This is a genomic window from Microbacterium resistens NBRC 103078, assembly GCF_001552355.1.
In the GTDB taxonomy this organism is placed as follows: domain Bacteria; phylum Actinomycetota; class Actinomycetes; order Actinomycetales; family Microbacteriaceae; genus Microbacterium; species Microbacterium resistens.
Window position 1 is genome coordinate 1 of sequence record NZ_BCRA01000141.1, and the last position, 10,249, is coordinate 10,249.

General features: G+C 72.3%; 4 protein-coding genes. All 4 read right to left on the reverse strand.

Features of this window, described 5'->3' with window-relative positions:
* Positions 1–1,106 (reverse strand): DUF58 domain-containing protein (locus MR1_RS17310; RefSeq protein WP_067249893.1); only part of this gene is annotated, 1,106 nt, incomplete at its 3' end.
* A gap of 35 nt (positions 1,107–1,141) precedes the next feature.
* A complete protein-coding gene (locus MR1_RS17315; protein ID WP_067249895.1) occupies positions 1,142–2,113 on the reverse strand; it encodes an AAA family ATPase in 972 nt (323 codons plus the stop codon).
* Between the two features lie 85 nt (positions 2,114–2,198).
* Positions 2,199–8,279, reverse strand: coding sequence for an Ig-like domain-containing protein (locus tag MR1_RS17320; protein ID WP_067249899.1), 6,081 nt, complete (start codon positions 8,277–8,279; stop codon positions 2,199–2,201).
* A 186-nt stretch (positions 8,280–8,465) separates the two neighbouring features.
* Positions 8,466–10,249: type VII secretion protein EccCb (gene eccCb / locus MR1_RS17325; protein ID WP_084344869.1), on the reverse strand; the 1,784-nt coding region annotated here is incomplete at its 5' end.

Here is a 10,249-nt window from a genome sequence, read left to right on the forward strand (position 1 = left end):
AGCCGCGCGCACGCGGCGCGCAGGTCCTCCGGATCCACGCGCCCGCCGCACACGAGCACGACGACGCTGGCGAGCGGCATGTTCGCCGCCACGACGCCGGCGAGCGTCGCGATGCCGCCCTCGCGCGGGCGGGACGACTCGACTCCGGCCAGGGAATCCAGCAGTTGCTTGCCGGTGCCGGCGGGGAGGGCTCGCCCCTGCACCCGCAATTCGACGTGCTGGGAGTCGCGGATCGCGCGGAGCCCGACCGACCCGGCCAGCGACACGGCGAGCTCGAACTCGTCGGGGTCGGCGTAGTCGCCGGCGGACCGGCTCAGCCCGATGACGAAGTGCGACCGCCGGGTCTCCTCGTACTGGCGGACCATCAACGTGCCCGTGCGCGCCGTCGAGCGCCAGTGCACGCGACGGAGGTCATCGCCCGGCTGGTACTCGTTGAGCGCGTGGAACGACACGTCGTCGCGCGAGAGGTCGGCGGCGGGGAGGCCGTCGAGATCCCGGAGGAAGCCGAGGGACTGGCCGTCGAAGAGGATGGTCCGCGGGTGCACGTACAGGTCCCGCGGCTCGTCGCGGCGATGCGCCCGCTCGAACAGGCCCAGCGGATCGCCGCGGACGATGCTGACCGGTCCGACCTGCACCACGCCGCGGCGCTGGGTCGGGATCGCGAACAGCTCCTCGGCCTCCTCGCCGGGCGCGAGGCGCTTGATGCCGAACTCGCCGCGACCGGCGCCGACGGGCAGCACCACGCGGGACGGCAGGATCGCGCGCGTCCCCGGATTGGACAGCAGGAGTCCGCCGTAGGCGCGCTCCCCGACCACGACACGCGTGCGGGCGAGGTCCAGGCGGATGTCGTACGTCGTCCGGCCGATGAGGAACAGCGCGCACAGCGCGAGAGCGGCGGCGATCACCACGGCGGCGATGGTGAGCTCCGACCATCCGAGCACGCGGCCGAGGATCCAGAGCCCCAGCGCGAGGCCGACCAGCACCCAGGCGAGCGGCCGGAACACCGCCGTCACGGCACGCAGACGCGCGCCGACGCGCGCGAGGACGAGGGCGGCGACGTCGCGCCAGCCCGCCTCGCGTTCGGGGGCGGCGGTCTCGATGCTCACGGGGCTCCGTTCGGGGACTCGGGGACGGCCGGCGGTCAGGCCGCGGTGCGGGCCTGCGGCGCGGGGACCGCGTCGACGACCCGCGCGATCACGGTCTCGGCCGTGGTGCCGGAGAACTCCGCCTCCGCGTCCAGCAGGAGCCGGTGCATCCAGACCGGGCGGGCGAGCGCCTTGACGTCGTCGGGGAGGACGTAGTGACGCCCGTGCGCCGCCGCCCAGACCTTCGCGATCCGGGCCATCGCGAGCGCGCCTCGGACGGACACGCCCAGCCGGATCGCCCCGTCGGCGCGTGTGGCCTCGACGAGCTCGGCGATGTAGCGCAGCACCGCCGGCTCGACGTGCACGGAGGCGGCCAGGTCGGCCATGTCCGCGACGGCGTTCGTCGTGATGATCGGCGTCAGGTGCGCCGACGGGTTCCGGTCGGCGGAGCCGGCGAGGATCGCCGCGGTCACGTCGAGGTCGGGGTAGCCGATCGAGGTCTTGATGAGGAAACGGTCCAGCTGCGCCTCGGGCAGCTTGTAGGTGCCCGCCTGCTCGATGGGGTTCTGCGTCGCGATCACGAGGAACGGGCGCCCCGTCTCGTGGGCCGTGCCGTCCACGGTCACCCGGGACTCCTCCATGACCTCCAGCAGCGCCGACTGCGTCTTCGGCGACGCGCGGTTGATCTCGTCCGCCAGCACGATCGAGGCGAACACCGGCCCGCGGTGGAAGGTGAAGGTGTGCGACTGCTGGTCGTAGATCGTCACGCCGGTCACGTCGGAGGGCAGCAGGTCCGGCGTGAACTGGATGCGCGTGCTCGTTCCCTGCACGGTGGCGGCGAGCGCCTTGGCGAGGCTCGTCTTGCCGGTGCCCGGCGCGTCCTCGAGCAGCACGTGGCCCTCGGCGAGCATCGAGGCCAGCACGAGGCTCACCACGTCGCGCTTGCCCTGGAGCGCGCGGTCGACGTTGTCGACGAGGCGCTGGAACGTGCCCTGGAACCAGGCGGCCTGTTCGGGGGTCATGGTCATCAGGAGGGGATTCCTCTCGTGTGCGTGGTGAAGCGCGTGGGCGTGGGGGAAGGAAGGCGGGGCGTCCGCGCGTCGCCGCGCGGGATCACGCCCATGGGACGTTCTTCCATTTGACGGGAGTGGTCTCGCCCCAGCCGTCGATCTTCACCGAGGCCATGGACTCGGGGAACCCCTGGTAGCAGGTGAGGTTGACCTTGCCGTCCGACGGGACGTACACCACGTCCGGCCGGTATCCGCCGCCCATCATCGCGCCGTCGATCATGCAGGTGACCAGGTAGTTGCCCGCGGGGAAGTTCTTCGTGTTCACGACGTAGAGGCCGCAGGAGGAGTTCCCGCAGTTCGGGGTGTCCCCCTTCCGACGGGTCAGCCAGGCCTCGGCGGGCGGAGGCGGAGGGGGAGGATCGTTCGTGACCGCGGACGCCGAGATCTCCCGGGACCACTGTCCCTCGGTGTCCATGGCCTTCACCGCGATCGTGTGGCGCTGCTGGTACCCGTTGCCGACGTCGCGGGAGCCGTCGCGCCCCACGTTCTCCCACGCACCCCCGTCGATGCTGATCTGCATGACCTGGATGGTGCGGCCGTTGTCCGGCGGGGCCGACCAGGTCAGCCGGACCGACGTGCCGAGGTTCGTCGCCGTGGCACCGGGGTCATTCACCGGGCCGAACGGCCGCAGCTCGTCGGTTGCCGCGGACGGCTCACCGGGCTGCGACTCCTGGCCGCCGACGGCGGAGTAGGCCCGCACCTGCACGCGATACCCGCCGTTGTTGGCGGCCGCGATGCGCGTGCCGTCCCAGTCCCGGCTCCACCCGTTGCCGATGCTGTACTCGTAGTGGACCTCGCCCGGGTTCGCCCCGTTCGTGTCCTCCAGCGCGTACTGCACCTCGACGTACCCGTCGCCCTCCGCCGTCGCCGTGATCTTCGGCTGCCCCGGCGTGCCGAATGCGCGCTGCGGGTTGGAGGCGCCGGACAGCGCGCCCCAGCCCGCCTTGTTGTGCGCACGGACGCGGAAGGTGTAGTCGGTCGTCGAGGTGTCGACGGTCACCGTCTGCTGGAGGCCGGTGACGCGCGGCACGGTCTGCACGACGGTGCCGCCGCGGACCACCTGGACCTCGTACGAGTCGACGGCGTCGCCGTTGGCGAAGGCCGCCTCCCAGCTCACGGTCATCTGCGCCTCGGCGCCGACGGAGGGCGCGCTCTTCGCGGTCGGGGTGCCCGGCGCGCCCGGAGGGCCCGCGGGGATCTCGTCCGCCGACCACGCGCTCCAGCTCGACGGCTCGGGGGCGCGGTTGTGGGCGCGCACGCGCACCTGGTACGAAGCGCCGTTCTCCAGGCCCTCCCACGTGTAGGAGTTGCCCGTGATCCCCGTCTTCGTCGCGACGCCGTTCGGCGGCGCGGGAGAGATCTCCAGCGTGTAGGACGAGACCGGCGAGCCCGGGGTGGACGGCGTCGCCCACGAGATGCCGAGGGACTTGTCGCCGAACTTCAGCGCGGGCGGGTTCGGCGTGTCCGGCCGCGCGTCCGGACGCGCCACCTCGGACGGGCGCGAGGGCTCGCTGTCGCCCACGCGGTTCGTGGCGACGACCTGGAACGTGTACTCGACGTTGTTGGTCAGCCCGTCCAGCGTGCACGTCGTCGAGGTGCAGGCCTTGCTGTAGTTCCCGGCGAGCGAGGTGACCGTGTAGCCGGTGATCTCGGCGCCGTTGTTCGCCGGCGGGGACCAGGACAGCACGGCGGTGCGGTCCTGCACGCTCGTGACGCGCGGGGTGCTCGGGGCGTCGGGCACGCCCTGCACGGTGATGACGATGCGCCCGTCGACCTCGCGATCCGGGTCCTTCGTGGCGTCCTGGATCCGGTAGCGCACGATCAGCGGCCCCACGTAGGTCGCTGCCGGCTGGACGACGATGTTGTCGCCGTCACGCCGCACGGTGCCGCTGCCCGTCTCGGCGTTCGCCGCGGTGATCACCAGCGGTGTCTCCGGGAACGGGTTGACGTCGTTCGCGAGGACCGGGATCGAGATCTCCTTGCCCTGGTCCGCCTGGGGCACGGTGTCCTCGTTCGCCACCGGCAACGGCCGGGTCGAGGCCGAGACCGTGACCGAGATCGAGCCCTCGATCGGGTCGGTGGTGCCGTCGTCGACCCGGATGCGGACGGTCCCCGTCGTGCCCTTCGGCACGCTGGAGCCCGCTTCCACGGACAGCGTGGAGCCCTCGATGCGTGCGGTGATGCCCCCGCGGGGCTGACCGACCAGGGTGTACGCCATGCCCTTCATGTCGTCCGGGTCGGGGTCCTCGGTGAGGGCGGCCAGGTCCACCGTCACCGGCTGCTCGCCGGGGGCGACGGTGGCCTCGCCGTTGGTGAACGTCGGCGGCTGGTTGTCGGGCGGGAGGACCGAGATCGGGATCGTCAGCGTCGCCTTGCGTCCCTCCGGGTCGTCCGGCCCGGTGCCGTCGGTGACCTCGAAGGTCAGCGCGTCCCTGCCGAAGTAGCGGTTCTTGGACGCGTACGTCAGGGTCGTCTCGTCCTTGATCAGCGACGAGCCGTCGGAGTTCACCGCGCTCACCTTGGCCGCCTCGGTGATCCGCGCGGTCCCGCCGCCGGCGACCGTGACGTACTCCGACAGCGGCAGGTCGACGCGCTCCCCGCTCTTGACCTCGACGGGCTTCGTCGAGCGCAGCGTCGGGCGCAGCTCGTCGCGGGCCGGGACGAAGATGAACGCCGAGGCCTGCTGGTCGTCGAGATCGGTCACGGTGTAGCGGATGAGCTGGCGCTCCTCGCCCACGGTGACCCGGATCGACCGGTCGCCCCGGATGACCCCTCCGTCCTCGACCTCGAGCTCGAGGTCGTCCACGACGCCGTCCGGGTCCTCGTCGTTGTCGAGCACCGCGACGTCGACGGTCAGGTCGTCGGTGACGTCCTCCACGAGCACGCGGTCGTCGCGGGCGATCGGCGCGACCAGCGGCACGTCCTCGGCCACGGTGATCTGCAGCGGCGCCGTGGCCGTCGCACCGCGCTCGTCCGCGATCGTGTACTGCACCGACGTCTCCATCGGGGAGTCGGGCGCGGTGACGAGCAGGCGGTCGCCGGAGACCTCGGCGGACAGCCCCGCCACGTCGGGCACCTCGACGCCGTCCGTCACGAGGCCGATCGCGTCGCCCTCGGGGTCGGAGTCGTTGGCCAGCACCGGCACCGCGACCGTGCGCCCCGGCCGGGTGATGATCGAGTCCTTGACGGCGTACGGCGCCTGGTTCGTGTCGGTCCCCGGGGCGATCCCCACGCGGATCGACGCCGTGCCCTCCTTGCCGAGCCGGTCCCGGACGCGGTAGGTGAACGTGTCCGCGCCCGCGGAGTCCGCGAACGCCTCGTAGACGAGGTAGTTGGTCCCGACCTCGGAGACCTCGCCCTTCTTCGGCGCCGACGCGAGGCCCAACAGCTCCACCGAGTCGCCGTCGGCGTCCAGCCCGTCCAGCGGCACCGCGACGCGGACGCTGGAGCCGCTCAGCGCACGGACCGTGATGTCCTTCGGGCGCGGGGCCGTGTTCTCCTCCGCGTCCAGGGGCAGGATCTGGATGGTCACGTACCCGGCGTCCTTCTGCCCCGTCGTGTCGATCGCCTCGTAGGTGGCGTAGACGGTCTTCGCCTCGGGCCCGGCCCGGAAGCGGAGCAGGTCCTGGGAGACGAACGCCTCGCCGTCCGCGGGGTCGACGAAGGGCTCCACGAGGTCCGGCGCGAGGTGCAGCGCGTCCCCGTTCGGGTGCGTGTCGTTGTCCAGCACGGGGATGTTGACGACGTCACCGGCGCGGACGACCACCTGGTCGTCGTTCGCGACCGGGGGCAGGAGCTTCTCCGGGGCCGGGATGGGGATGACGATCACGTCGCCCTCGGCCGTCTTCGAGCCGTTGGAGATGCGGTAGCTGATCCGCACCTGGTCCTCGAGGGCCCCCTGGTCGGTGATCCGCAGCGTCTCGTGGTTCAGCACGGACACGCTGATGCCGCTCTGCGGGGGCACGGTGACGGACTGCACCACGAGGATCCCGCCGGACGGCTCGGTGTCGTTGTTCAGCACGCCCACGAGCACGTCACCACCGGTCGGCAGCAGCGCCACGTCGCGGACCGCCACGGGCGGCAGATCCTCCTGGGACTTGTCCAGCACGTCGACGCGGACCAGGCCCGGCACCGCGTTCGGGCCCGCGCTGACGAGGTACTGCGCGTAGTACACCCCGGGGGCGTCCGCCTGGAAGGTGAACGTCTTGTTCGGGAAGTCCGGTGTGATCGTCGCGCCGGGGACCTCGTCGATCCGGGCGAGGCGCAGCGCCTCCCGGCCGGAGCTGGTGTCGTTGGTCAGCGGGGCCACCGTGACGGACTCCCCCGCACGCGTGACGACGTGGTCCGCGTTCGTCTTGGGCATGGTGGAGCCCGCGGGCCGGACGTCCAGGCGGAGCACGCCCACGGCCGACTCGTTCTGCCCGTCCGCGACGACGATCTCGATGTCCTTGCGCCCCTGCAGGCTCGCGACCGCGCGGTAGGTGATCTGCCCGTCCGTGGTGAAGTCCACCTCGTCGCCCTCGGCCGCGGTCACCGCCTTGAGGTAGACGTCGTCGCCGTCCGGGTCGATCCAGTCCGGCAGGACGTTGTACGAGACCGTGCCGCCCGTCTCGACCGCCAGGGACGTGGTCCGCTTCGGAGTGGGGGCGGCGTTGACGCTCCAGTCGTGCACGGAGAGCTGGACGTTCGCCTGCGCCGTGCCCCCGCGCCCGTCGTCGATGCCGTAGCGGAAGGACCCGCCGCCCGTGGCGTCCTCGGGGACGGCGATCTGGAGGGCTCCGCCGTTGTTGATCGGCTCCACGCGGCCCAGGCTCGGCTGATCCCCCTCCAGGGCGGCGACGAGGACGTCCCCGTCCGCGTCGGTGTCGTTGTCGAGGACCGGCAGGAGCGTGGTGCGGCCCGGGCGCACGCCGAACTCGTCGTCCGTCGCGATCGGCGGGGTGTTCTGCTCGCTGCGCTCGGGGAGCGTCGTCTCGACCGTCTCCTCCGACGTCTCCTGGTTGTCCTCCGACTCGCCCTCGGGCGGAGTGATGACCTCCCAGTTGTCGACGCGCTGCAGGCTGTCGGCGGCGAGCCAGGCCGCGCCGCCGATGATGTCGTTGAGCACGACGACGTCGCGGTTCACGCGGAACGTGAGGGAGGTGCTGCCCTCGGCGCCCTCGATGGCCGCCTCGAGATCGGCGTCACCTCCTGCGCAGTCGCGGACGAACCGGGCGGAGCCGGCCCACGCGCCGTAGGCGCAGCCCTTCACCACCGCGGGAACCGCCGGCGCCCCTTCGCCGCCGGCCTCCCGGACCACCGGCTCCGCGCCGTCGAAGGGCACGGTCACGAGACTCTTCGTGGTCGCGATCGTGACGCCCGGCGCGTCCGCGGACGGCCACTGCAGCACGGCGCCGTCGGCGTCCTCGATCTCCGCCTCGATCCCCGGGCCGCGCAGCGCGCCGGACGCGGCGTCCAGCACCACGGGACGGGCGCCGACCACGGTGATGCGCGGCTCGGCGTCCTTCGGGAGCTCGATCGGAGTGGAGGACGGCTTCTCCGCCTCGCCTTGCGGGCTCATGGCCACGGTCACGACCGTGCCGTCCTCGGCGGACACGCCGTACACGGTGCCGTCCTGCCCCACGGCCACGTCGGCGCCCTTACCGAGGGTCGCGACCGGATCGCTGCCCGCCGCCTTGAAGGCGCCGAGGCCGCCGGCCTGCACCGCCCAGAGCTTGCCCTCCTTGGGCTCCAGGATCGCCACGGTCGTCCCGCCGAGCGCGATCTTCGCGCCGCCGGGGACCGGGACGGAGTCGTTCATCGCGACGCGCGCCGGGTCCACGGCGGTCAGCGTCGAGGCGCTCGTGTCCGAGACGAGGACCGTCCCGCCGTCCTGCAGCACGTCGTACTGGTCGCCGGCCGCGCGCAGACCGCCGTCGAGCACGCGGGATTCGTTGTTGAAGTGGCCCACGAGCATGCTGGAGCTCTTCGTTATCCAGACGCCGCCGTCGTGCAGATCGACCTCGGCGGTGGGGTTTCCCTCGTACGCGAGCGCCATGCCGGTGACCGCGACGGCGGCCACGGTGACGCCCGCGATCGACGCGATCGTCTTCGGGCGTGCACGGCCCCATCGCAACGACTTCACGACGCAATCCCCCTGCGCTCTGCTGATCTCCGGTCGGCATGGCGAGACCGCGCGATCGCTCCGCCGAGGATGGCGGAGGACGCGAGGACCCGGAGGACATCCTAACCGCCGCCTTAAGGGATGCCGATGGGGAGCTCTCCCCATCGGCATCCCTCATCGGGCGACGGCGCCCGCGCGGGAGCCTGCTCAGCCGTACTGCGGAGGCACCCAAAGCATCTGCGCGGCGATCACGCCGCGGTCCCGGCTGACGATCTGCGCGCGGCCCGGGATCGCCGGCACCGGCTTCACCTTGCCGATGAGCTGGCCCTCCTCGGGATTCCCGCTGAGGAGGATGCCGGTGGCGCCGAGATCGGTCATCCGCTGGATGATCGGATCGTACGCGGCGCGGCTCGCCCCGCCCGTGCGCCGGGTGAGGATGACGTGCAGGCCGAGGTCCCCCGCCTGCGCCAGCAGCGGCGCGAGGACCGCGATCGGGTTGCCCTGCGACGTGGCGACGAGGTCGTAGTCGTCCACGAGCACGAACCCCTCCGCCCCCGTCCACCACGACCGGCTGCGCAGCTGCTCGGGCGTGACGTCCGGCCCGGGCATGCGGCTGCGGAAGAACGCCGCCAGCTCGCCCATGCCGCCCTCGGCGAGCTCGTGCGAGGTGAGATAGGCCCCCAGGTAGTCCTCGGGGATCTCGCCGAGCAGCGCGCGCCGGTAGTCGACGACGAAGATCTTCGCCTCCTTCGGCCCGTACAGCCGCATGATCTCGTGGACGACGCCGCGCAGCATCGACGACTTCCCGGAATCCGCGTCGCCGTACAGGTACAGCAGGGGCTCGGCGATCGGGTCGATCGAGACCGGGGCGAGATCGGCCTCGTCGATGCCCAGGAGCATCTCCCGCGGCTCCACGCCTCCGCCGCGCTCCGCGGCGAGGGCCCGCAGCTCGGCATGGGTGATGCGCTCCGGGAGCAGTCGCAGCTTGGGTCCTGCCGGGCCCGGCCATGCCGCGCCGACCCGCTCGACGAGCTGCGCGATGCCGTCGGCCAGGGTCGAGGCGTCCTCGACCCCGTCGACGCGGGGGATCGCGGTGAGCATCTGGAGCCCGCGGGCGTCGAGTCCCCGTCCGGGGAGACTGGTGACGTTCGCCGCCGCCTTGCGGTCGACCTCGGAGTCGCTCGGGTCCCCCAGCCGGAGCTCGATGCGGGTGCCGATCAGATCCTTGATGTTGGCGCGCACCTCCATCCACCGGGCGGCGGTGAGGATCACATGCACGCCGTAGGTGAGGCCGCGGGCGGCGATGGCCTGGATCTGCGGCTCCAGCAGCTCGAACTCGGAGCGCAGGGTCCCCCATCCGTCCACGACGAGGAAGATGTCGCCGTAGCCGTCGTCGACGAGGCCCTGCGCCCGCCGCTGGCGGTAGGTGTCGATCGAGTCGATGCCGTTCTGCCGGAAATACACCTCGCGCCGGTTGAGCAGGCCGGTGATCTCCGACACCGTCCGGCGCACCACATCGGGCTCGGACCGCGTCGCCAGGCCGCTCAGATGCGCGAAGCGCTGCATGCCGGCGAAGCTGCCGCCGCCGAAGTCGATGACGAAGAACTGCACCTCCCGCGGCGTGTGGGTCAGCGCGAGGGCGGCGACGGTGGTGCGCGCCAGGGTGCTCTTGCCGCTCAACGGCGCCCCGACGATCGCCATGTGCCCGGCCGCGCCGCCCAGGGAGACGACGAGGTTCTCGCGGCGCTGCTCGAGCGGCACGTCGACGATGCCGAGCGGCACGGTGAGCCCGCCGACGGCACGCCAGCGCGGCGAGACGAGCCCGAGCTGCGGGTCCTCGACGAGGTCGCCGAACAGCGCGTCCAGGGTGGTGGGCGTCTCCAGCGGGGGGAGCCACACCTGGTGCGCGGCCGGGCCGCGGCCGCTCATCCGCTCCACGGCGAGCTCGAACGTGCTGCGCTGGGTCTCGGGCTCGGCGGCGGGTGCCGGCT